General features: G+C 67.1%; 25 protein-coding genes and 1 tRNA gene. 7 read left to right on the top strand and 19 right to left on the bottom strand.

The features are described from left to right. Positions 1-187: 187 nt before the first annotated feature. Positions 188-2,077 (bottom strand): class I adenylate-forming enzyme family protein, encoded by a 1,890-nt coding sequence (locus OG584_RS20740; protein WP_405779895.1) that lies wholly within the window; start codon positions 2,075-2,077, stop codon positions 188-190. 143 nt (positions 2,078-2,220) lie between these two features. Next, complete coding sequence (locus OG584_RS20735; RefSeq protein ID WP_405779893.1) at positions 2,221-2,664, bottom strand: ATP-binding protein; 444 nt, start codon at positions 2,662-2,664, stop codon at positions 2,221-2,223. Between the two features lie 549 nt (positions 2,665-3,213). Here OG584_RS20735 and OG584_RS20730 point away from each other — a divergent pair. Together OG584_RS20730 and OG584_RS20725 are read left to right on the top strand one after the other, a co-directional pair. Next, the gene (locus OG584_RS20730) at positions 3,214-4,140 is read left to right on the top strand and encodes an RNA polymerase sigma factor SigF (RefSeq protein WP_405779892.1); all 927 of its coding nucleotides are present in this window, start codon (positions 3,214-3,216) and stop codon (positions 4,138-4,140) included. A 227-nt stretch (positions 4,141-4,367) separates the two neighbouring features. Then, positions 4,368-4,440: transfer RNA gene (locus OG584_RS20725), tRNA-Arg, on the top strand. Between the two features lie 81 nt (positions 4,441-4,521). Here OG584_RS20725 and OG584_RS20720 read toward each other — a convergent pair. The 13 genes from OG584_RS20720 to OG584_RS20660 all read right to left on the bottom strand — a co-directional run bounded on the left by OG584_RS20720 (position 4,522) and on the right by OG584_RS20660 (position 11,335). Beyond that, positions 4,522-5,649, bottom strand: a complete 1,128-nt coding sequence (locus OG584_RS20720) for a tyrosine-type recombinase/integrase (protein ID WP_405779890.1) — start codon at positions 5,647-5,649, stop codon at positions 4,522-4,524. Then, positions 5,649-5,861, bottom strand: coding sequence for an excisionase family DNA-binding protein (locus OG584_RS20715; protein ID WP_405779889.1), 213 nt, complete (start codon positions 5,859-5,861; stop codon positions 5,649-5,651). The genes OG584_RS20720 and OG584_RS20715 overlap by 1 nt, the downstream gene beginning before the upstream one ends. Before the next feature lie 2 nt (positions 5,862-5,863). After that, positions 5,864-7,258 carry a replication initiator protein RepSA gene (gene repSA / locus OG584_RS20710; RefSeq protein WP_405779888.1) on the bottom strand — a complete coding sequence of 465 codons (1,395 nt, stop codon included), beginning with the start codon at positions 7,256-7,258 and terminating at the stop codon, positions 5,864-5,866. Further along, positions 7,255-7,425, bottom strand: a complete 171-nt coding sequence (locus OG584_RS20705; RefSeq protein WP_405779887.1) for a hypothetical protein — start codon at positions 7,423-7,425, stop codon at positions 7,255-7,257. The genes repSA and OG584_RS20705 overlap by 4 nt, the downstream gene beginning before the upstream one ends. Before the next feature lie 5 nt (positions 7,426-7,430). Next, positions 7,431-7,613 carry a hypothetical protein gene (locus tag OG584_RS20700; protein ID WP_405779885.1) on the bottom strand — a complete coding sequence of 61 codons (183 nt, stop codon included), beginning with the start codon at positions 7,611-7,613 and terminating at the stop codon, positions 7,431-7,433. A gap of 91 nt (positions 7,614-7,704) precedes the next feature. Then, positions 7,705-7,941, bottom strand: coding sequence for a hypothetical protein (locus tag OG584_RS20695; RefSeq protein WP_405779884.1), 237 nt, complete (start codon positions 7,939-7,941; stop codon positions 7,705-7,707). Positions 7,942-7,956: 15 nt separating this feature from the next. Continuing rightward, the gene (locus OG584_RS20690; protein WP_405779882.1) at positions 7,957-8,268 is read right to left on the bottom strand and encodes a SpdD protein; all 312 of its coding nucleotides are present in this window, start codon (positions 8,266-8,268) and stop codon (positions 7,957-7,959) included. A gap of 11 nt (positions 8,269-8,279) precedes the next feature. Continuing rightward, positions 8,280-8,468 carry a mobile element transfer protein gene (locus OG584_RS20685; protein WP_405779881.1) on the bottom strand — a complete coding sequence of 63 codons (189 nt, stop codon included), beginning with the start codon at positions 8,466-8,468 and terminating at the stop codon, positions 8,280-8,282. A 2-nt stretch (positions 8,469-8,470) separates the two neighbouring features. Next, the gene (locus tag OG584_RS20680; RefSeq protein ID WP_405779879.1) at positions 8,471-8,656 is read right to left on the bottom strand and encodes a hypothetical protein; all 186 of its coding nucleotides are present in this window, start codon (positions 8,654-8,656) and stop codon (positions 8,471-8,473) included. A gap of 18 nt (positions 8,657-8,674) precedes the next feature. Then, a complete protein-coding gene (locus OG584_RS20675; protein ID WP_405779877.1) occupies positions 8,675-9,346 on the bottom strand; it encodes a DUF2637 domain-containing protein in 672 nt (223 codons plus the stop codon). A gap of 41 nt (positions 9,347-9,387) precedes the next feature. Beyond that, a complete protein-coding gene (locus tag OG584_RS20670; protein WP_405779875.1) occupies positions 9,388-9,570 on the bottom strand; it encodes a hypothetical protein in 183 nt (60 codons plus the stop codon). 80 nt (positions 9,571-9,650) lie between these two features. Next, complete coding sequence (locus tag OG584_RS20665) at positions 9,651-11,003, bottom strand: FtsK/SpoIIIE domain-containing protein (protein ID WP_405779874.1); 1,353 nt, start codon at positions 11,001-11,003, stop codon at positions 9,651-9,653. A gap of 2 nt (positions 11,004-11,005) precedes the next feature. Then, complete coding sequence (locus OG584_RS20660; RefSeq protein ID WP_405779873.1) at positions 11,006-11,335, bottom strand: hypothetical protein; 330 nt, start codon at positions 11,333-11,335, stop codon at positions 11,006-11,008. 135 nt (positions 11,336-11,470) lie between these two features. Here OG584_RS20660 and OG584_RS20655 point away from each other — a divergent pair, with 135 nt between their 5' ends. Together OG584_RS20655 and OG584_RS20650 are read left to right on the top strand one after the other, a co-directional pair. Continuing rightward, positions 11,471-12,244 (top strand): GntR family transcriptional regulator, encoded by a 774-nt coding sequence (locus OG584_RS20655; RefSeq protein ID WP_405779871.1) that lies wholly within the window; start codon positions 11,471-11,473, stop codon positions 12,242-12,244. A 13-nt stretch (positions 12,245-12,257) separates the two neighbouring features. Next, the gene (locus OG584_RS20650; RefSeq protein WP_405779870.1) at positions 12,258-12,770 is read left to right on the top strand and encodes a GNAT family N-acetyltransferase; all 513 of its coding nucleotides are present in this window, start codon (positions 12,258-12,260) and stop codon (positions 12,768-12,770) included. A 531-nt stretch (positions 12,771-13,301) separates the two neighbouring features. Here the strand turns inward: OG584_RS20650 and OG584_RS20645 are convergent. From OG584_RS20645 to OG584_RS20635, 3 genes are all read right to left on the bottom strand, one after another. Further along, complete coding sequence (locus tag OG584_RS20645) at positions 13,302-13,928, bottom strand: HEPN domain-containing protein (RefSeq protein WP_405779869.1); 627 nt, start codon at positions 13,926-13,928, stop codon at positions 13,302-13,304. Continuing rightward, positions 13,897-15,087, bottom strand: a complete 1,191-nt coding sequence (locus OG584_RS20640) for a DUF262 domain-containing protein (protein ID WP_405779867.1) — start codon at positions 15,085-15,087, stop codon at positions 13,897-13,899. The genes OG584_RS20645 and OG584_RS20640 overlap by 32 nt, the downstream gene beginning before the upstream one ends. A gap of 995 nt (positions 15,088-16,082) precedes the next feature. Then, positions 16,083-16,679 carry a hypothetical protein gene (locus OG584_RS20635; protein WP_405779865.1) on the bottom strand — a complete coding sequence of 199 codons (597 nt, stop codon included), beginning with the start codon at positions 16,677-16,679 and terminating at the stop codon, positions 16,083-16,085. Between the two features lie 555 nt (positions 16,680-17,234). Between OG584_RS20635 and OG584_RS20630 the strand changes: the two genes are divergently transcribed. Then, the gene (locus OG584_RS20630; protein WP_405779863.1) at positions 17,235-18,062 is read left to right on the top strand and encodes a hypothetical protein; all 828 of its coding nucleotides are present in this window, start codon (positions 17,235-17,237) and stop codon (positions 18,060-18,062) included. Between the two features lie 308 nt (positions 18,063-18,370). Here OG584_RS20630 and OG584_RS20625 read toward each other — a convergent pair whose 3' ends face one another. After that, the gene (locus OG584_RS20625; protein WP_405779861.1) at positions 18,371-19,006 is read right to left on the bottom strand and encodes a hypothetical protein; all 636 of its coding nucleotides are present in this window, start codon (positions 19,004-19,006) and stop codon (positions 18,371-18,373) included. Positions 19,007-19,283: 277 nt separating this feature from the next. Here OG584_RS20625 and OG584_RS20620 point away from each other — a divergent pair, with 277 nt between their 5' ends. Next, on the top strand, positions 19,284-20,987 hold the full coding sequence (locus OG584_RS20620; RefSeq protein ID WP_405779859.1) for a right-handed parallel beta-helix repeat-containing protein: 1,704 nt from the start codon (positions 19,284-19,286) through the stop codon (positions 20,985-20,987). Next, positions 20,984-21,391, top strand: a complete 408-nt coding sequence (locus OG584_RS20615) for a hypothetical protein (RefSeq protein WP_405779858.1) — start codon at positions 20,984-20,986, stop codon at positions 21,389-21,391. Before OG584_RS20620 ends, OG584_RS20615 begins: the two co-directional genes overlap by 4 nt. Positions 21,392-21,545: the final 154 nt, after the last annotated feature.

Below are 21,545 nucleotides of genomic sequence, written 5' to 3'. Positions count from 1 at the left end.
CCAGCCCGGCGCCGGGACCCGGCCCGGCATCCGGACCGGCCCGGCTCGGCTCGAATCCGCTCGGCTCGAATCCGCTCGGTTCGGTTCGGTTCGGCTCGGCTCGGCTCGGCTCGGGAATGACCGGCCCACCCCGGCCGATACGCGTGATCGTGCAACCCGCTGGCCCCGTCAGCCGTTCCGGCCCCGGTCACTCACCCCGGGACACCCGCTCCTGAACGGGCCCGCGCAGCTCACGCTTGAGCACCTTGCCCGTCGCGTTGCGGGGCAGCGGCTCCGCCCGTACGAAGACGTATGCGGGGACCTTGAAGGCGGCCAGCGACTTCCCGACGTGCGCCCGGAGCGCATCGGGCCCGGTCTCGCTGCCGTCCCGCAGCTGCACCACAGCTGCGACCTCCTCGCCCAGCACCGGGTGCGCGACCCCCAGTACGGCCGCGTCGAGCACATCGGGATGCGCGTGCAGAGCGGCCTCCACCTCGACGCAGTACACGTTCTCGCCGCCCCGGACGACCATGTCCTTGATCCGGTCGACCACACTGACCCGGCCGTCGTGGACGGTCGCGAGATCCCCGGTCTTGAACCAGCCGTCCTGGAAGGCGGCCTCGGTGGCCGCGGGGTCGTTCCAGTACCCGCGTACGAGCGCCTGCCCGCGCAGCCACAGCTCACCGACGTCCCCGTCGGCCAGCGCCCGGCCGGACCGGTCCGCGATGCGTACCTCAGTGGCTGGTGTGGGCCGGCCGACGCTCTCCGGGTGGGCTCGGTACTCCGCACCGAAGTTCGCCAGGACGCCGCCGCTCGTCTCGGTCAGCCCGTACCCGTTCCGCGCCTCGATCCGCCCGCTGTGCCGGGCGACGACGCTCCGTACGAGCTCCGGCGGGGCCGCCGCGCCCCCCGTGCTGAGCATGGCGAGACTCTCCATGCCGTCGCCGCTCACCTCTGCGGCTTCGAGGAGCTGAAGCGCGGTGGCGGGCACCCCTGCGTAATGCGTGACGCCGTGCGTACCGATGGCGGCCAGCGCTTTACCCGCATCCCACTTCCGCATCAGGACGAGGGTGCCGCCCACGGCCATCGCCGAGTAGACGCTGGTGAAGGCGGCCACATGGAAGAACGGAAAGGTCATCAGCACCACGGGCGCGGGCCCCTGTCCGGGCACCGCGCCGCGCGCCAGGGCGGAGGCGGCGGCGTGGTACAGCGGGTTCATCATGGCGCCGACCTGCGCGAGATGCGTGGCCACCGCCCCCTTGGGGCGCCCCGTGGTGCCCGAGGTGTAGATGATCGTGGCGTCGTCCTCGGGGCGGATCTCCACATCGGGCGGGCCGAGGGCGGGATCGGCCGCAGGGAACTCGGCGTAGCGCTCGAAGCGGTCGGATGTGCTGGGCCCGTCGTAGTGGAAGGCAACGATCCACGGCCGGGTATCGCCCCGCGCTTCCGGCTCGACATCACCGTCGTCCTGCCCGGGTGCTGCCGGTCCCCCAGGGGTTCCTGGCCCTCCAGGGGTTCCTTGCCGTCCAGGGGTTCCTGGCCCTCCAGGGGTTCCTGGCCCTCCAGGGGTTCCTGATTCCTCCGGTTTTCCGGTGTCCCCCGCTTCCTGGCCCTGCAGCTCGGCCCAGGGCAGCACCCGTTCCAGCCGCTCGCCATCGACGAGCAGCACGCGGGGCCGGCAGTGGCCCAGGGCGTAAGTGAACTCGTCCTCGGTCCACCAGGCATTGAGCGGTACGGCAACGAGCCCCGCCAACTGCGCTGCCCAGAAGGCTATTTGCCACTCGGGATGATTCCGCATCGCCACCACCGCGCGGTCACCCGGCTTCAGCCCGTACACATCGACGAAGCGCCGGGCGAGCGCGGAGGCGGCGGCGAAGAACTCGCCGTAGCTGTACGTACCGCTCTCGGCCACGAGGAACGGCTGATCCCCGAAGGCCCAGGCGGCCTCGACGAACTCCCGCAGAGTACGCGGCCCGCTCGCGTAGACCGGGGAACCGTCCTCTGCCCGCGTGACAGCGAAGGGGGCTCCGGGGGCACGCAGCGCGGCTTCGACGGCGGCAGGGTCGGGAGGAGCGGTGGGGGGCTCGGTCTGCGGCACTGAAGACCCTTTCTAAGCGCTTGCTCAGTCCCCTGGGACGCTATGCCTCCATCCGAACCGGGTCAAGAACTCCCACTCCGCACCGGCTCACGGCATCACCGCGCCACCGCGCCACCGCGTCACCGCGTCACCGCGTCACCGCGTCACCGCGCCAGAGTGGCGGAGACGACCTTTCCGCCGTCCACCCCACTGCTCACGGCGACAGAACGGGCGAGCCGCTGCACCATGGGCCAGCCGAACCCGCCGGTGCGCCCGGTCAGGTCGGGGGTACGGTCCTGCGGGTGCGCCGGGCTGGGATCCGCGACGGCGACCTCAAAGCTGCGACGGTCGGCCCTGAGCCGCATCACGGTCACGCCTCCGGCGTGACGCAGGGCGTTGGTGACGAGTTCGGAGACCAGGAGAACCAGGTTCTGCGACGTGTGCGCCGGTGGAGCCGGATGCAGCCCGGCGAGAAACCCGGAAGCGGCTTCGCGAGCCTCGGCCGCGAGGCGCGGCCGACAAGTCCAGTCGACGAACTGGAGGTCATCGGATTCGGTTTCGCCACACGTCCCGACGCCGCCGCGCCCCTCATCAAAGTCCTGATGCATATGACTCACCCCGCCGATAGGTGCTGACTGAAACGCCCTTCTTGGCACGCCCGTTCTTTTCGCTGACAGTTTCGCGCCTACCCCCGACCACAGGATCCAACAGGCAGAATCACCGATTCGATCCGATTCACTCGCATGCATGAACCGGAAGACGTGGGGCAGCTGAACTGCTGGCAAGCCCGCAGCAAGCGGACGGCACGGCAAACCACCGGCCACACGGAATGCCGGACACACCGGACACACCGGGGCACCGGGGCACCGGGGCAATGAAGATCGATCTCCGCCGGGCGCGGATCCCACGAAGCCCGGACCGCGATCCGCCCGGACCGAGACGGAGGCCACAGAAGCCGTCGGCCGGCACCCACCGGAAGACCTCGCCCCCAAGCGCGGATGACGAGCATGACAAGGAGGATCACGGACAAATCTTCGGTACATACTCGGGCAAACAGCCCCACTTATCCCTCCATGCGATCTGGGGGGATTGAAGTCGCGACCTCCGGGCAGGAGCGGACATTGAACGGGGTCCGCTACTTGGGGAGGCTGAACACCATGACGCAGAAGTCCGCGCATGCCGCCACGACTGAGTCGGTTCCTGCCGGGTCGGTATCTGGCGGGACGATCCTTGCCACCGCCGCGCCCGCGGTGCCGGACGTGGGTGAACTCCCCTGGATCGAGGACGCGGGGAAGGTCGCACCGAAGGACGCCAGAGCGCTCTCAAAGATCTTTTTCGACCAGCTCCAGGTCCTCGAAGAGGGCACTCACGAATACCAGTACGCCCGCAATACCCTTATCGAGATGAACCTTTCACTCGTCAGGTTCGCGGCCAGCCGGTTCCGCCACCGCGGCAGCGGCGAGATGGAAGACATCACCCAGGTCGGCACAATCGGCCTCATCAAGGCCATCGACCGCTTTGACCTTTCCCGTGAAGTTGAATTCACCACATTCGCTGTTCCTTATATTGTCGGCGAGATCAAGCGCTTCTTCCGTGACACCAGCTGGGCCGTCCATGTCCCGCGCAGGCTGCAGGAATTGCGAGTGGAGATCGCCAAGGGGAAGGAACACCTTGCGGTCCTGCTCGACCGCGACCCGACGGTCGCCGAACTCGCCGAGCACCTTGAGCTGACCGAGGACGAAATCGTCGAGGGCATCGTCGCGAGCAACGGCTACACGGCCGGCTCCCTGGACATGCCCAACGAGTCCACCGGCGACGGCCAGGCCACCAAGAGCGGCCGCACCTTCGCCGACGTGCTGGGTGAGGCCGACCCCGCCATGGAGACGGTCGAGGACCTGCACGCGCTGGCCCCGCTGCTGGGCAAGCTGGACACCCGCGAACGCCGCATCGTGGAAATGCGCTTCGGCGAGGAGCTGACCCAGTCCCAGATCGGCGAAGAGCTGGGCATCTCGCAGATGCACGTCTCACGCCTGCTGTCGCGCATCCTGAAGCGTCTCCGCAGCGGGATGCTCGTAGAAGAGTGACCCGCCACTGACCACACCGCGCCGCGCCGGCCGCCCGCAAACCCTGGGCGACCGGCGCGCCCGCGTCACCGCCCGGCCCGGCCGGACCGGAAGACCCCCTGTTCGGCGCCCTGCAGCGGCACCCGGGCGGCCCCCGGAACGGTCCGCGGATCCGAAGCCGGGACACGCAAGACCCACCGAGTCCGTATCCGGTACCCTGTCGGGGGTCGGTCACTGGCCGACTGCTCGCCTTCGTAGCTCAGGGGATAGAGCACCGCTCTCCTAAAGCGGGTGTCGCAGGTTCGAATCCTGCCGGGGGCACAGCACTAAGGGCCAGTTCGGAGGATTGATCCTCTCGAACTGGCCCTTTTGCATGATCGTGACCGTGCCACGCCCGTGCCACTACGTCCCGCCGTCTCCCTGCTGTTTGCGGATCATCGCCCCCAGCTGGTCGGCGATCGCGCGGTCCCGGTCGGCGGTCATGTGCTGATAGATCAGCGCGGCGCGGGCGGTGCTGTGTCCCATGCGTGTCATCAGCTCACGCGTACTCGCCGTGGCAGCGACGAGGTTGTTTCCCGTGTGGCGTAGATCGTGAAAGTGGACGTCCGCAGCGATGCCCGCGTCCTTGCGCGCCTTGATCCAGTCTTCCCGGAAGTTGCTGCGCCGCAGCTGTCCACCTTGGGGGCCGAGGAAGACATGGCCGTCACGTCCCGCGCCCGCGTAGCGCTCCAGGTGCTCGGTGACATCCGCCAGGATCTCGTCCGGAAAGGCGACGGGGCGGACGCCGGCCGCCGACTTCGGAGCCTTGTCGAAGAGCCTGCCGTTCTGCATCTCAGCTTGGGATCGCTGGACCAGGACAACCCGCCCGGCGGGGTCGATGTCCCGGCGGCGCAGGGAGGCCAGCTCACCGAACCGCAGCGTGGTGAACGCGGCGAGCAGGACGAGCAGCCTGTACCGGGGAGCGATTGCATCGGCAGCGGCGTACACCTCAGCTACGGTCAGCACCGGCCGTTCGGGTACGTCGTATCGGTCGGCTCCCTTGACCCGGCAGGGGTTGCGGCGGATCAGTTCGTCATCAACGGCCGTGTTCATGATGGCGCGGAGAAGCTGATAGGCCTTGACCACGGTCGGCTCCCCCACTTCGGCCGCGAGGAGCTTGCCTCGCCAGGCCCGGACGCGGGACGTGGTTACGTCAGCCAGAGATCCCGAACCGAACGTCGGCGTGATGTGCAGCCGAATCACTGCCTCGTTCCGTTCCCTGCTGCGGTCGGCCAACTTGCGGTCACGCAGCCAGGCATTGGCGTACTCGGTGAAGGGGACGGCACCCTTGTCCGGGTCTTCCCACTGGCCGCGCGAGATGTCCGCCTCGATGTGGGTCAGCGCGACGTCTGCGTCTGTCTTGGTCGCGTAGGTCTGTTCGGCGCCGCGGAGCTGCCCCGTGGCAGGGTCACGGTATCGAGCCTGCCAACGGCCGGATCGAAGCTGCCGAACGGAGCCGAAGCGCCGACGGTTGCCCTTCTTGTTGGCCATCAGGCAGCCCTCCGCAATCCGGCCCGGCGGATCGTCACCGGCTCCACTGTGTTGGACGCGACGAAGGCCAGTACGGCGGTCTCGGGGATGCGGACGTGTCGGCCGACTTTCACGAAGGTGATCCGTCGTTCCTCGATGAGCCTGCGCGGGAAGCGCACGGTCGTTCCAAGCCGTTCGGCGACTTGTTCCACGGTCAGTAGGCGGTCGGTCATGGTCACCACTCCCCTTCGTGGTCATCGAGTTCGGCGCGTACTTCGCGGGCGTGTTGGCGGTTGTGTTGGATGTCGCGGTGGATGTTGGCGGCGAGCCAGGATTCGCCGGGGGTGTGGCCGTGTCCGGCGTACTCCCAGTGCGCGATGACGAGCGTGGTTGCTTCGGGGTGGTCGTCGGGGTCGGGGAGGCCGAGGGCGGCTCGTTGCTGGTTGGCGCGGTAGTCGGCGCGGACCTGGCGGAGGGCTCCGAGGGTGGTGGAGTAGCGGCGGGATTTGGTGGAGAAGTGGCCGCGGAAGCCGAGCATGTGGGCCCACTGCCAGAGGCGTCGGTCCGGGTAGAGGGCGTCGAGGTCCCAGCAGGCGCGGATGAGGCGGCGGGTGTGGTCGGGCAGGTCGGGGAGCTTGTCGAGTTCGGCGAGTTCTCCGATGCGCCGGTCTACGGTGCCGGTGGTCTCGGCCGCCTTGGTCGCGTACTTGGCGACGTAAGAGGCGACGGCTTGTTCGGTGAGGTCTTCGCCGTTGCCGAACGCTCCGATCGGCTGGACGTCGAGCTGTGTGCCCCAGCGCAGGACCCGGGCAGGCTGGTCCCCGGCCGGGGGCAGGGCGATCTCCGCACGGGCGGCGGCAGCGCGTAACGCGTCGGTGAGCAGATCGAGCGTTGCCCAGGCGGGTGGTTCAGTGTCGGGGCCGTCGGGTCCGTCGAAGCGGATCACGGCGTGGAAGTGGATGGCGCCGCGCTTTTGGTACTCGGCGACTTTGCCGTACGAGACGCGCAGCTGTTCCTTCAACGCCTTCTGGGTAATGCCGGCGCGGGCGGCGAGTTCGCGGGGGAGGTAGATGGTCACGTAGCGCCAGAGGTGCCCGGCGTGGTTGTTCCACAGGACCGCTCCCGCGTAGTCGTACGTGGCCGGATCGAAGGCGGTGCCGAGTTCCGGGGCGTCCTCTCCGTGGCGGGTTCCGCAGCGGCAGGGGCGGTTGCCGGGGCGGTTGTGGACGGGGCCGAAGGAGGGGGCGGTGAGGGTGGCGAAGACCCGGGGGTGATCGCGGACGGTATGCGGGGTGCCCTTGGCGGGATCACCGGTGAGTCCGGCGCGAATGAGGTGGTAGGTGTCTCCGGCGTACGTCCAGGCGCAGGCCGGGCAGCGGGACGCACGCCGGTTACCGCACGCGATACGGAGGCGCCCGCCGGGTTCGGCGTCGGTGCTGTAGGAGTGCAGGACGGTGCCGGTGGTCGGGTCGATGGTCTTGGTCGTGCCGGACAGGTGGATGGGTTCGGCGCATCCCCCGGTGCGGCGGATCTGCTCGTTCCAGCGGTCGAAACCGGTGGACCCGGCCACCCGGAGCAGGTCGCCCAGGGTGATCGGGTCCAGGCCCGCCGCGGTGGCGGAGTCGATCACTGCTCGTTCTCCTTCGGGGTGTGCGAGTCGATCCACGCTTCGGCGCACACCTTGTGGACGGGCTTACCGCGGTCTGAGCGCAGCTGGGTGGGCTTGTTGCAGCAGACGCAGGGCTTGTCGCCGGTGTGGTCGAAGTGCTCGGCGGAGCGCCAGTTGAGGAGTGCCACCGCGGTCACGCCCCGGCGCGGGCGTAGGCGCGGGCGGGGGTGGTGTGGCCGGTGCCGTGGCAGGCGGGGCAGTCGGCGGTGATGGTCTGGCGCTGGCCGTCCGGGGTGGTCTGGCCGGTGGTGATGGCGACGTTGGGGAAGCCGTCACAGTGAGAGCAGACAGGCAGGTTCGAGGTGTGCTGGGGCATGATGGTTTTCCCTTTCGGGTCTGTTGGGCCTGGATTGGGTTGGGCGCCCGGGGCGGCGGAAACTTGGCGGTTGAGGCCGCCCCGGGGGCTGTCAGCGGCGCCGGTTGCGGCGCGGGGTGTTCACGGGCGGGATCGAGTCGTAGCCCTCCTTGCCCTGCTGGAACGCGCTCCGGTCAGACGCAGAGACGCTGCCCTTGCCGAGCTGTCGGGTGATGCGGTTCGCTACCTTGCGGTCACCGTGGCGTTTGGCGATGGCGTACTCACGGCCGAGTTCGACCATGGCCGGATTGGCGGGCTCAGACTTTTCGGTGCGGCGGAACAGGCCCATGTCAGGGACTTCCTTTCAGCGGTGGTTGTTGAGGAGCGAGCGCAGGACCACGGCGCAGATCGCGACGGAGACGCCGGTGAGGGCGACCGCGAGGAGCATCGAGACGAGGACCGCGCCGACGACGAGGACCACACCGGCGCCGCCAGCGATAGCGACCGCCAGGGTGCCCGGGGTGAGCTGGACACCGGACCGGGTGGCTGGGGCTGGTGCCGCGGCCGGTAGGGGGGCGGGGCTGTGGTGGTGGTCGCAGACTGGGGCGAGCGAGTTGTGGGTGGTCGGTCGGAGAGCCGGGGCGGTGTCGGGGGTGGGGTATTTCGGGGTGAACATGGCTGTTCCTTTCAGGGGTTGCAGTGGTGGGTGCGGGCGGCGAGTTCGGCGGCGGAGCGGTTGAGGTAGTCGGAGGAGAAGTTGCAGCCGGGGGCGGTGCAGGCGGCGGTGTGCCGGGTGCGGCCCCGGCCGTCGTGGTGGGTACCGACCTGGACGGGTCCGATACGGATCACGTCGTAGAAGCGATTCGGGCGCGACATGGTCAGTTCTCCTGTCGAAGAGAGGGGCCGGTGAACTGGTTCCGGATACGAGCGGCTTCGGCTGGGTCGGTGGTGCGGTCCGCGGCTTCCTCGGCCAGCATTCGAGCGAGGGTCGGGCGGCCGGTATCGGCCATCTCGCGGGCCGCGTCGAGGTAATCGGCGGCACGGTTGAAGTTGAAGAGGGCCATGAGCGATGTCCTTTCAGGTCAGGCGAGTTGGGAAGTGATGGACTCGGCGAGCGGCCCGGGGACACCGAGGCGGGCGCGCAGGGTTTCGGGGTCGATGCGGTCGCCGGTCGTGGCGCGGTAGGCGTCAGCGACCTTCCGGGCGTGATCGAGCAGGGCCGGAGGAACAGCCGCAGCCGGAGCCGCCGTGGGGGCCAGAGCCGTGGGCGGCGGGAGTTCGGGAGCGGGTTCAGGAGTGCGCTCGACCGTGATGTCCGGGGCCGATTGCGGATCGTCCGCAGGCAGCGGGACGGGTGCTGGGGCAGTTTCCGGTTCGGCCGGCGCAGTGGCCGGGGCGTGGCTGTGGGCGAGGAGGGTTCCGCCGAGGAAGGCCAGCGCGGGCCATCCGGCGACGAGGATCCGCAGCCAGGCCGGTACGGCGTTCAGGTCGAGGAGTCCGGCGGTGGCGATGTTCGCGCCCAGCGATGCGGTCAGGGCGATCACGAACCAGATCCAGGCGGCCCGGTTGTCGGCGCGGGTGCGCATCCGGTGCCACGCGGCCACCAGCAGCAGATCCACGCTGACCGGATACGCCCATGCCTTCCAGCCGTGCTGTCCGGCGGCCTCGGAGAGGTCGTGGAGGTGGGAGAAGGACAGAGCACCGGCGATCACGGCCTGTACGAGGACGGCATCCAGGCGGATGGTGCGGAACATGAGGGGTCACCTCCCTTCGAAAGGGGTGCAGGGAGCGAGGGTCAGGCGGCGGTGCCGGTGCCGAAGCAGTTCAGGCACAGGCCGTCCTGTGTGCCGACCGGGCGGCGCTTGCGGCCGACGCGCACCGTGACCGGGACGTTTCCAGTGCCCCCGCAGGGCTCACACTTCGGCTCTTCGACCGGGGCGGCTTTCGTGCGCTGGGTGGTGGGCTTCTTGGTGGTCACGGTGATTCCTTCCGGTTCCGGGCATGGCGGGGGTAGGGACCTGGCGCGAGAGGGTCACGCCAACCGGTGAGAGCAGGGGGTTACTTGGTGGCCGGTACCGGCTTGACCAGCGAGGGAGCACTGGCCGCCGAGGGCACGGCGACGACCGGGCGGAACGGGGCCAAGGCCGCAACGTCCGGGGTCATGTGGGCGTACTCGCGGCAGATCGCGACGGCTTCGGCGGGGGACATTTCCGGGGTGCGGATGCGGGACCAGCCGCCCGAGGAGTCACCGGCCACCGCCACCCCGGGCCGATCCGGGGCAATCGTGGTCACGGCGAAGACCGCTTCCGGGGCGATGTCACCCAGGCCCATGTCCGCGGTCTGCTTGTCGTTGACGCGGTGCACGACCCGGCCGGTGAGCTGAGCGCGGAGCATCGTGGCGCCCTTGCCGAGTTCGGACCCGAAGCGCTGCCCGCAGATCTCCAGGTAGATACCGACCGCACGGGCCATCTGCGCGAGCCTCACCAGATGCATCACCATCCGGTCCCGGCGTTCCTCATCCTTCTTCGCCGCGGTCAGGAACAGTTCCGCTACCTCGTCCACCAGGACGACCAACGGCACCGGCCGTACCTTCGCGGGCAGAGCCCACAGGTCGGAAACACCGTGATCGCGCAGGGCGTCGAAACGCTCTTCCATCTCGCCGATGAGTACTTCCAGCAGGGCCGAGGCTTCCTCGGGAGTGGTGGCCAGAGCTGAGAGCCGGGGCGCGTATCCACGCTGTTCGACCCCGCGCTTGCAGTCGATCCCAATCAACCCCACCGGGAGCTTCGCGAGCCCCGTGATCAGGTTGCGCTGGAACATCGACTTGCCCGACTGATTCGCACCCAGCGTCAGAGAGTGCGGGATCTTCTTGTAGTCCCGGACGAACGCGGTGCCGTCCTCCCGCAGCGCGACCGGAACCACCATCGGCCCGGACACGGTACGGGGCAGGCGGCGCGGCATCTTCACCCGCGCCAGGACGTCGTAGCCGGTCATCCGCAGTTCCACGAACCCCGGCTTCGTCTCCACCACATGAACGGAGTGAACACCCCAGGCATGGCGCAGCCGTTCCGAAGCCGCCGCAACGTCCGCAGGCTCCAACCCGGCCGGAAGACGCAGCGTGACCCGCATCCCCGTCGAGGAACCCCGAACCCGTCGGACCCTCGGGGGCACCGGCTGCACATCCTGTCGGCGGCCGAGGTTGCGGACCATGAACGCCCGCAGGCGAGACGGCTGGACCGTCAGCCCGCACACATCCATCGTGGACCGGTACGTGAGCGAAAACCGCACCCGGGCGACCGGCAGACCAGCCACCGACCAGAACACCCGCGGCGCCCGCACCTTCGCGAACCCGAGACCACCAGCAGCCGATAAGGCCCCGGCCACCTCGATCACTCCGGCAACGTCCGACATGATCAGGCACCCGCCGTGATCGCTACCGCGCGGAAGCTGATCCCGTGGCGCTTCTGGCCGTTGAACTCGTTCTCCCAGTCGCGGGCCTTGAGGCCGACCACCGACACCGGCGTACCCGGCACCAGGTTCTCAGGGACACCCGTGGACGGCACGGTCACCTGGTACAGGTTCCCCTCACCCTCATCCGAGATCAGCAGACCCACCGTCGCGAGCGGGGCACCGGTCTCCCGGTCAATCGCGATCTCACCGGTCTGCTTGTTCACCAGCTTCGGAGTCGGAGGCGTCGCAACGAACACCACAGCGGTCGAAACGTCAATCTTGAAGGACGGCATGTGTGTCTCCCTGATCCAGGGCGTGCTCCAGGAGCTCGCCCAACTGGCTTGAGCCACTTACTGGCTTGAGCCAGTTGAACACATGGCCGCCTCGGGGTCAACAAGGTGGCTTGAGCCAGTTGCTAGAATGTGGGCATGACTCCGCCTGGCCACTCGACCCAACCGCCTCCGAGCAGGCGCATCGCCGAAGATCTACGCCGCAAGATCGAGGTTGGGGAGCTGCGCAGCGGCGACAAGTTGCCCTCAGAGCGAAGGCTGGCCGAGCAGTACGGCGCCGCACGGAACACCGCGCGGGAAGCCATCCGGATACTCGCGGAACAGGGCCTTGTCACCGCGAAGCACGGCAGCGGAGTGTTCGTGCGAGAGCCACAGAAGCTGTTCCGCTTCGGCAGTGATCGGTACTCGATCAAGAATCGCGAGACGGGACTCACGCCGTTCAGGCTCGAAGCTCAGCGGCAAGGCAAGGTTCCGAGGATCGATGTCCCATCTATCGCCCGCGAACGCCCTCCGGTCGACGTGGCCGAGCGGCTGAAGGTGACCACCGACGAGGAAACCGTCATCCACCGCGAGAACCACTATTTCGCAGATGACGAACCCGTCCAGATCGTCTCAACCTATCTGCGCTGGGACGAGGCACAGGGCACGCTCTTGATGCAGCCCAAGACGGGTAAGGACGGCATCTATGGCCGTCTTGAAGAGCTTGGGCATCTAATGACCCGCGTGCGAGATGAGATCAGCGCGAGGATGCCCACGCCGGCCGAAGCGGCGGTCCTCGATCTGCTGCCCGGTGTGCCAGTGCTTGAGGTTCTCCACACCAGCCTCGATCAGGACGGAGTTCCCTTCGAGGTCTCCCGGTACGTACACCGCGCAGACCGAACCGGCCTTCTCTACGAACTGCCCGTCGAGTAGATAGGAACCGTTGATGCAATCCGCGATCGTGCGACCTTTCGAGCGCGACGACTTGGAATCCGCCGCAACCGCATTGGTCGAAGTCCACAAGACGGACGGGTACCCCGTGGAGGGGGTTGAAGATCCCGAGGCGTGGCTGACGTCAGATGACGTGCTGGCGGCATGGGTAGCGGAGTCAGATGGGGAAATCGTCGGGCATGTGGCTGTGATGCAGTCGCAAGGAGAAGATGCGGTTTCCCTGTGGACCGAACAGAGCGGTGACGACGAGGCGCATGTAGGGGTGTTGGCACGGCTGTTCGTGGTCAAAGCCGCGCGGAAGAACGCGGTCGGCGAGCACTTGATGGAAGCCGCAGTTCGCTTCGCTCAGGACCAGAACCTACGCCTCGTCCTCGATGTGGTGACGAAGGACGTCGCTGCCATGCGGCTCTACGAACGGCTCGGCTGGCGCAAGATCGGCGAAGCCATCCACCACTTCGGATCTGGCGAGAGCATCCCTGCCGTGTGCTACGTCTCGCCGAAGCTCTGAGAGCTGTTACAGGTTTCTCTACCTCATCAAGGCACCCGGCTGCGCTCCGCTCCGCCGGGCGCGCCCCGGCTCTGGCCGCTCCCGCGCTCCTGCCTTCGGCCCGCTCGTCGCTGCCGCCGCCGACGCGCGCCCGCAGTGGATAGGCCGAAGGGCATGAGTCGAGACCGATCCGCGGGCCAAGGACATGCCTCCGGCGGGGGCGCTCAGACTCCGGGATGGGTCGGGGCGCCGTTCGCGGGTGCCGGCTGTCTCGTGGTGAGCGTGGTGGGCTCCCATCCCGACCACCTTCGACCCAGGCAAAGCCGAGCAGCCGCGGCCCAGGGCGTCAAGGTCGTTCGTACAGTGGCGCGCTCCACCTTGACGCCCTGAACCACGACCGCTCCACGGTGTGTGGGCCGAAGGCGGACGGGATGGGAGCTGGGGTAAGTAGTGCGGGGTCCGCGAGCCATGACCACTTGCATTACGACCGCCCAGAAATCTCCGACACCAACAGGAGTAGGCGCAAAAGGTTCCCGCACTCGCAACGTTCCGTCATCTACGCCTGATGCGAGCGAATACGCCCTCCAAGAGAAGAAGGCCACTCAGAACGTCTTTTACTTGTTGGCGCGAAATCGCTGGGTCGGGCGGATTTTGCACCCTACTTGCCGATTGATGTGCCACCATTCCTCGATTAGTGCCGAAGCTGTTCATCACACCCAACCAGACGCTGTCGAAGTCGGATTCCTTGAACCCTATGGGGAGCAGAAGCCGCAGGAGATTCGCTTCCTTCACTCCATGATTTTCACGCTCCGCGAGAGTGCGATGCTTTTCGAAGGCCGACTTGACGATTTCGCTAATGGTGTCCTTTTGGGCCTGCTTAGCAAGCGACTTGGGGGGCTTAGCCTGCTTGTCGTTATAGAGCATCAACGCCGCTACACACGCTCCAGCGAAATCTGAGCCAGACCAACGCGCTTCGGCCTTCTGCAAAATATCGAGGCACATCGCCTCGATATACTCTTCAACCTCGGCATGACTCAGCATGATGAAGGCACGAACTTGGTCATATTCGTCTGCGGTATACGACCCGACGGGGCTTTGCGTTGGGAGAAATAGGCGATCCAGCCTATCAATCCTCCGCTTTAATTTGTTATACCGCTGAGTAGGCAATGCGACTCCCATGCAGCACGGGGATTTGCAGCTCCATCTCGATCGCCTGCTCCAGCGCCCTACCCCACTTGGATAGCCTAGTCTCCACGGCGTCCATACTCTTCGTAGTGCTAGTCAGCGAGGCAACGAATTTACTATCCCTCGACAACCGCTCGAAGGCGCTACGAACGTCATCCTGTCGAGACTGCATCCGTTCACGCACTTCACGATGGCGCGCGTAGAAACACATGATGTCGAAAACCGCCCGGTTGAAGGGACGTTCGTAGCCCTCACCGTTGTGGCGCCGGAATGCGTTCTTCCCAAACACTTCGGTGACTACGGAAATCGCCTCAGCGCAATCCCTAGCCTCCTCTTCCGCCAAGGCGCTTTCATTCGACCAGGACTTGTTCAATCGGGCACAAGTCAGATCGAGTAGATCCTTTAGATTGCCGGCATAATCCGGAAGGAATCGAATGAAGGCGAAGTGTCGAACTAGTAGTTCAACATCACGCATCCGAAAGTCAGGGCCATTCTTCCGACCAAAAAGCTGGGCAAAAGTGGAATCTTCCGTCGTGTACCTGTTAGCAAAAGCAACAAATGGCCCTGGATGGAGTGCCTGCCGAAGCTCTTGCGGGCTAAGCGGAACACTTCCTGTATTCAATCGATGAAACACTAGATACAGGAACTCATCACCCTGCCAGTGCCGTACAACCATGGTGCGAAGAGTTTGAGTTTCAAAGGCAAGGCGCTCGTCGCTCGGCAGGCCGTCAATGTTGCAACGATTGAGATCCGAACGAAGCTCAAGTCCGCTCAGTTTGAATTCACCTTGTGCGAACTGAACCAGGGTTAGAAGCCTCTGCTTTCCGTCCAATACAATGAATTGACCTTTCTTCCCTTTCCTTTCCGCAAGGACAACCTGCGGTACGGGCAGTCCGACGATCAGCGACTCAATAAAGCGGCTCTTCTTTTTCCTATCCCAAGCATCCCGCCGCTGAAAGATAGGGTCCATTTCAATATTGTTGCGCTGAATCTGACTAAGGAGCGTTTCCGCAGTCCAGTCGCTCGAAACGACGAACGCGTCGAAGGAAGCCGCCTCGCGAAGCTTTGTGAGATCGTCCTCAGACTCACCGAACAATTCTTCCGCATCATTCGATGTATCGTCAGGCAGATTTGTTTCGTCATCAGAATTCATTGCGTTGTGTCTCCAGGTGAGGTAGGCGTCGATCACATCGTGCCACGGAGGCGAGGCCATCGAACGCGAAACAAGGTTTGCAGGGCGTCTGTCTTGGGTGTGCCGGGTCGCCGCTGACGGTAGTTGGAGTTGGGCACTGAGCAGATCGACAGCACCGACAACTCGCGCTCCGGCAACCGCCCCTCGTCGGCATGCCGTGTTCGAGGGCCTCGCAGTGGCCGCGGGCCGTGTTGATGGAGCGCGCTAACGGTGGCGGCATCTGTGCCACAACCGCGCCAGATGAGGCGGGAACTCACGGGGAGCTGCGGTTGCCGGCAGGGACCAGAGCAGCCAGACGCCTAAGTCGGGATCCCGCAGGTCAGACCCCAACTCGCCCCACCTCGCTCCTAAAGCGGGTGTCGCAGGTTCGAATCCTGCCGGGGGCACAGCACCAAGGGCCGGGTCAGAAGGAGCACTCTTCTGACCCGGCCCTTCTGCATGATCACGGCGCCATGCCACGCACACTCGGAAGACCACTACGGATCCGCTTCCGCGAGCGCAGATACGTGGTGCCGATCTCCCGCCGACGCGGTGAAGCCAACTCGCCGGAGCGGAACCCGACGCGAGACCTCACGGCCATGCGGCTCTGCGAACAACCCGCCTGCGACAAGAGCGGCGAATCCACCCACCCCTTGCGGTCCGGCAAGAGCACCCCTGCCGCGTGCTACATCTCGCCGGAGGACTGGACTGACCTGTTACAGGATTCTCTGCCTCATCAAGGCGCGCCCACTGCGAATAGGCCAGAGGGCGTGAGTCGAGCCCGCAAACTTCGTGACCACGGCCAGAGACATACCTCTGGCGGGCGGTGAAAAGACGCGGGCCGAGTGGTGGGTGCCGTCCGCGAGGGCCGACCGGGCCGTGGCGAGCGTAGTGAAGGGTCCCATCCCGACCACCTCCGGCCCAGGTAAAGCCGAGCAGCCGCGGCCCAGGGCAAGTAGAGGACTGCGCAGTCTGCTCTACCCAACCCCCCATGCGGGGTTACCCACGGGCTGCAGACTCCTCTGCCCCAGCCTGCTTCGAATCATTCTGATGTCTGCCTCTGTGAACACTGCGTCTCCCAACGCAGCGAGCGCCCGAACAGCGTGGCCGTCATGGATCTCGCCCACTTCCGTCTCCAAGGCCTGCTTGATCGCGGGCAAGTCTTCGGACCAGTTCCGAACGTGCCACCCCAGCATGCTCGCGAACTCCTTGCCTGCCCCGAGGCCCAGCACACGGTCGCGGCTAACCACCTGATATCCATGCCAAATTCGCTCGAAGCACCACAGCAAGACGAAGTAGTGATGTCGCAGCTCCGCCGCGTCCACGCCGTTCCGCCTCAGCACCTGGCCTGGGGCTGCGTCACCCCCGGCTTCCCAGTCACTTCTGAGCGCGAATGCGAGCTCGCCCAGGGGCCTGCGCGCTTCCGCCACAACACCCGAGGTCAAGTCGACATGGAGTGCACGGGCAATCTCCATGTTGGCCCTCCGCCTCTGAGCCACCGTGGCGGCCAACGACAGCCCGAATGCCACAATCGACACAACTAGGGCCGCTTCGGATAGAGCCTCGCCAGACATACATCCTCCAGAGCGGTTGAGCGACCTGCCGGGTACAGGGTCTCGGCTCGCACGGGCACACGAAGGGAATTCCCCGAGACTGGGCTGACTCCGGATCACAAAAGCCGTGTGCCACAACCGCTCCAGATCGGAGGGGCACTCACGGGAACCGCAGCCACCGGCAGGGGCCATGGCCAGCAGACGCCGACGTAGGCATCCCGCCGGTCAGCCCTCAACTCGCCCCACCTCGCTCCTTGAAGCGGCTGTTGCAAGTTCGACTCCTGCCGGGGCACAGCACCAAGGGCCGGGTCAGAAGGAGCACTCTTCTGACCCGGCCCTTCTGCATGATCCGCAGCCCTGCCGCCGCACTCACGGCAACCGGTGACGACATGCGCCGCCTTGCGGTCCCAGGACTTCGACGCACCTCACGTCCGTCCGCCCAACGGTCGCCAAGTCATCGCCGGCACCTGACGGCAAGGGCCTGGCAGCAAGGGCCTGACAATGGTGAGTTGATGCAGCGAGCCAGGGGTGCTATTCCTGCTCCAGCTCATGAAGGACGGGTGGAGGGGGTCAGCGATGGCGGAGCGGGCGTGGGCCACGGCGGGCAATCAGGACAGTCCCGACCGTAGATCGGTGGGCCGGGTGCGGCTCACGGGTGTGGTGCTGGTCGTGCTGTCTCTGGTGGGGGCGGTGTTGAGCTACCTGGCATTCACGGTGTGGGTTCCGGACCAGCAGGAGCGCTACGAGCACTACCGGGCAGCCGAGCCGTGCCCTGCGCAGGCCTCCCCGCACGAGGCGGCTACGGAGGAGTGCCTCACCACCCGGCACTCCACCGTCACGAAGGCGGAGTCCATACACACAGGAAAGGTCACCGCCTACGAGGTGACCCTTGAGGACAGGGGCGACGGCTCCTGGCACAGGGCCGTGCGGTTCAGCGACTCCGGGCCGCTCGTCGGCAAGCTGCATCGGGGCGACGAGGTCACGGTGACCGGCTGGCGCCGCGAGATCGTCGTACTCAGCAAGGACGGCGTCCGCCAGAACACGTCCGACGCCCCCCGCCACGAGCACCCTGGGAATGCCGCGCTGGGCGTCGTCGTAGCACTCCTCGCGGCCCAGTCGCTGGTGTTCGGCGCGGTCCGCCTGGTCAGGCCCACCGCTCGCTCGGCCTTTTTCAGGGAGCCGTACGGGAGGTGGCTGGTCTTCACCAACATCGGTGTCGGTGTGGGCGTGGGGGCCGTGTCGGTGTGGTTCGGCATCCCGTGGTGGACCGTGTTCGTGACGGTGCCGGTCCTGGTGTGCGGGGTGATGGTGCGGCTCCTGCACCGCCAGCGGCGCGTGGTGGCATCCTCGGTGAACGCGCGGGGGCCGAGGCAGCAGCAGGACTCGCGAGTGGGGTCGCGATAGTTCGGAGGTTCCGCCGTGCCACAGCCGTGCCACGACCGCGCCGGATCGGGCGGGGGCTCGTGGGGAACCTCGGCAGCCGGCGGTGAACCGAGCCGGTGGCCGGTAGCCGTCGAAGTCGGCATCCCGCAGGTCAGGCCTCAACTCACCCCACAGCAGTCGCCAGCTCCCCCGATCTCCCCACAGCGCTCCTCGCTCCTCGCTCCTCGAAGCGGCGGGCACGGCGTTCCCCCTTCCTGCCCACGCTCCCCCGCGCGAGCTTCGGACCGGCCCGCAGCCCGGCCCGCCACTCGGCCCGCCGCGCCAGGTTCCTACGCCCCCTCGGGTGACGGGTCACCGCGTCCCGGCAGTTGTCCGCCCGGCGGCACGTACCGCAGCCGTCCGAGCATGTCGGTGACCGGTGTGAAGCCTGCGGCGAGCAGCCGGGCGGCGTACCCGGCTCGCTTGCGCCGTAGGTTCGCGAGCCCGAGAGGGAGCAGGGCCATCAGTACGGCCCAGACGATGCCGGCGACGAGAGCGACGGTGCTGTGCACGCCGAATCGGAGGCAGGGGGCCGCCGCCAACACGGTGAGGGCGGGAATCCCGATCGCCAGTCGCTGTCTGCCGGTGTACTGGGTGGTGATGTCGAACGAGATGCGGGCCTCGAGGAAATCGACCTCCTCACGCACGAGGGGCGGCAGCGAGACCCCGTCGCCCGCGTTCGGGTACAGCTCCCGGTTTCGCGCGGCGCGCGCCCGCGCCTCCGGCCCGGGGTCCGGCACGAGGCGCAGCACGAGTTGCTCCGACTTGAAGCCGCCCAGCCCCGCGTCGGCGTACGCGTAACCGAACTGTTGGGCGATGAAGGCGAGTCGGGCAAGAGTCCGGACCGACCCCGTACTCCTGGTGACCTTGACGGTCTCCCCGCTCTCCATCGTTCGCAGCATCGTGCGTATGTGTCTCTTACTCACTGGCCATCCCCCTCCGCACAACTCACGAAGTCTTCCATGTGCGGAGCACCAACTGAATGCGTTTGAATGCCTGTTGACGCCCAGCCAGGTCGGGGCCGGAAAGGCCTGCGGCGTCGCAGCACACAGCCGGGGCTCCGGGGGGGATCAGTCAGCTCGCCCGGCGCGCGGCGCCCAGGCGATCAACCGGGTCCGGCGCGGGTGCCGCTCTGTGACCTGGCTGCTCCAGAGCGCTCGGGTAACATCGGCTCCTCCAGTGGGCCGCGCGTGGGGGGCGGAGATGGTCGCCAGGTACTTCGTCTCGCCGCGCGGTGGTCGTCGCGCTTACTCCGACATCACGTCCGCTCTCGCTGCCGCGGCCGCACGGGGGCGAGCGGCCCTGATCGAGATCGCGCCAGGTCACTACGGGGAAGCGCTCACCGTCCGGGGCGAGGTCCAGCTGGCCACGCACGGCGAGCCGGGCTCCGTAGTCGTGAGCCGGCCCCACGGCACTGTTCTCGACGCCTGCGGGTCGGTTCGTGTGCACGGCCTCGTGCTGGTCGGCCGCGACGCCGACGTCGTCGGCTGCCGTACGGGAACGCTCACCCTTGAGCACTCGGAAATCCGGGCGCACAACGGCGTCAGTGTGCACGCGAGGCCGGACACCTCCGTCACGCTGCGGGACAGCGTGGTTCTGCATGGCAGAGTCCTCTTCAGCGGGTCGAACGGGCTCATCGAACGGTGCCGGTTCACCGACGCCACCGACAATGCCGTCGCGGTGATCAAAGGCGCCCACGTCTCGGTCCAGGACAGCTGGATCGGCGGCAGCATGATCCACGGAGTGCGGGTCAGCGGTGCGCGTGCGCAGGTCACGAGGTGCGAGCTGACCGGTACGGGCAAAGCGGCCGTCATGGCGGACTCGCAGGCGGAACTCAGCGTCACCGGCTGCACGATCAACGCTGTGCATGCGGAAGGAATCGCGTTCATCGAGCAGTCGAAAGGCTCCGTGGACGGCACGCGCGTCACCGATGCGCAGCACGGCATCGCCGTGGTAAGTGGTGCCGACCCGGTGGTCCGTGGCTGCACGTTCACCGAGTGCCGCGACACCGGCATCAACGTGCACACCTCGGGCCGTGGCAGGTTCGAGGACTGCGAGGTCTTCGACGCCGGCAACATCGCGGTGTTCTCGACCAAGGGCGGCGCTCCTGAGGTCCACGGCTGCCGCATCTCACGGGGCAACGTCGGCATAGCCGTCACTGAAGCCGGCAGGGGCCGCTTCACCCGGGTCGAGATCGAGGACCTGACGAGCGTCGCGCTGCGGGTCCACAGCGGGGCCAGGGCGGTGTTCGAGCAAGTCGGCGTCGAGCGCTGCCCGTCGCCCGTGGAGACCCGGGGTGACGGCGGTACCACGGCCGAGATCACCGACTCGGTGTTCCGCGACTTCGGCATGTCCGCGGTCGAGGCCCTCGGCCAGTCACGGGTCACGCTCAGAGGTGTGAAGGCGGAGCGCGGGCCGATGGGCTTCGGGGCCGGCGAGGACGCTCAGCTGTTCGTGCACGACTGCCGCGTCACAGCGGTGAGCAGATGCGGAGCGTTCGGGCTCGGCAAGGCGAGGCTCGTCGCGAGGAACCTCACCGTGTCGGGCTCGGAGGGAATCGGCCTCTTCGGGCAGGACTCCGCCTACCTGGATGTCGCGAACAGCCAGTTCGTCGACTGCGCGGTAGGGGCGAGTTTCAACCACACGTCCGGCGGCCGGCTGGTGGACTGCTCCGTCAGCGGCGCAGCGGGGGTGGCCGTACAGGACAACGGCCGCGTCGACCTGGTCTCTCTCCGCACCTCGCTGCCGGTCGTCAAGGAGATCGCGAAGCCGGTCGGGCAGCCTCCGACGATCGTCAACAACTACCTCGGCCCCGTGTTCAACGCCGCGGTCCACAGCGCTCAGCTGGCGTGGAACAACAACAAGGTCATCCAGCAGCAGACCGGCGAGGACGGTTCCAGCACATGAACGAGCCACAGAACGTCAACAATTACGACGGTCCCGTGTTCAACGCCGGCGTCTCCGGCGCCCAGTTCGCCTGGAACAACGAGACGGCCACCCAGAACCAGCAGAACAACAGGGCCGTGGCCCCGGGCTTCGAGGAGCTCGCCAAGCTGGTCACCGACCTGCTGCGGCAGCTGCCCCAGGCAGGGCTCACCGATCAGGACCGCGAGGACGCCGATTCGGCGGCCAGGGAGATCCTCACGGCAATCGCCCAGCCGGAACCTCCTGCGCCAGGCAGGCTCCGCCGCGCGATTGCCACGCTCAAGGGAGCACTCGCTCCGGTCGCGACCGGCGTCGTGGCTGGTACGGCGGCCGGAGCGCAGGAGTGGGCTCGGGCGGCGATCGAGGGCTTGACCGGCATCGTCTGACCAGCGCCGGCATCAGCGGTCCGCGGCGCGTCCTCTCCGAGACCTCGTCGGGACGGGCGGGGAAGCGGTGACCGTACGCCTTCCATTCGGCGCCGCGGGCCCGTGGCACAGCACAGGCGCAGCGCCCCGCCGGGTCCGCCGGGCGGGCTCGCCC

It is taken from the genome of Streptomyces sp. NBC_00859, assembly GCF_045161865.1.
Classification (GTDB): Bacteria; Actinomycetota; Actinomycetes; order Streptomycetales; family Streptomycetaceae; genus Streptomyces.
Note: the sequence above shows the minus strand (reverse complement) of the source record. Positions and strands in the feature narration are given on the sequence as shown.